Source organism: Streptomyces sp. VTCC 41912 (genome assembly GCF_045799175.1).
In the GTDB taxonomy this organism is placed as follows: domain Bacteria; phylum Actinomycetota; class Actinomycetes; order Streptomycetales; family Streptomycetaceae; genus Streptomyces; species Streptomyces albulus_C.
In genome coordinates this window covers 1-784 of sequence record NZ_JBJMAB010000105.1, presented here as the reverse complement: position 1 = coordinate 784, position 784 = coordinate 1, and the positions used below count along the sequence as shown (strand labels likewise).

General features: G+C 69.6%; 1 protein-coding gene. It reads left to right on the top strand.

The features are described from left to right. On the top strand, positions 1–784 hold a 784-nt coding region (locus ACJ6WD_RS41325), incomplete at both ends, for a condensation domain-containing protein (protein ID WP_407617822.1).

Here is a 784-nt window from a genome sequence, read left to right as displayed (position 1 = left end):
ACATCCCCCTCGGCACGCCCACCGCGGGGCGCACCGACCAGGCCCTGGACGACCTCGTCGGCTTCTTCGTGAACACGCTGGTGCTGCGCACCGACACCTCCGGCAACCCCTCGTTCGCGGAGTTGTTGCAGCGGGTGCGGGAAGCGGACCTGGCGGCGTTCGGGCACGAGGACCTGCCGTTCGAGCGGATCGTGGAGGAACTCAACCCCGACCGGACCGGTGGCCGGCACCCGCTGTTCCAGACCATGCTGGTGCTCCAGAACAACACCGAGGCGGCCTTCCACCTCGCCGACACCACCCTCACCCCGTACGCCCTCGACACCCTCCCCTCCAAGTTCGACCTCAGTTGGAGCTTCACCGAGAAGCAGGACGCCGAGGGCAACCCGGCGGGGATGGCGGCGGCCCTGGTCTTCGCCACCGACCTCTTCGACGCGGCCACGGCCGAACTGCTGCACCGCCTGTTCGTGCGGGTGGTGGACGCGGTGACGGGGGATCCTGAGGCGGGGGTGGAGACGGTCGGCGTCTTCGAGTCCGTGGAGCAGGAGCGGACCTTGTTGCGGCGCGGTGAACAGCGCCGTGCCGAACTGCGTGCGGATGCGGAGCGTCGCGAAGCCTCGGCGGTGTCGGGCACTGAGGGCGGTTCGGCGCGGGGGCCGCGGTCGGTGCGGGAGGAGTTGTTGTGCGGCCTGTTCGCGCAGGTGCTCGGTCTGCCGAGCGTGCTGCCTGACGACAATTTCTTCGCGTTGGGTGGGCATTCGCTGAAGGCGACGCGGTTGATCGGTCG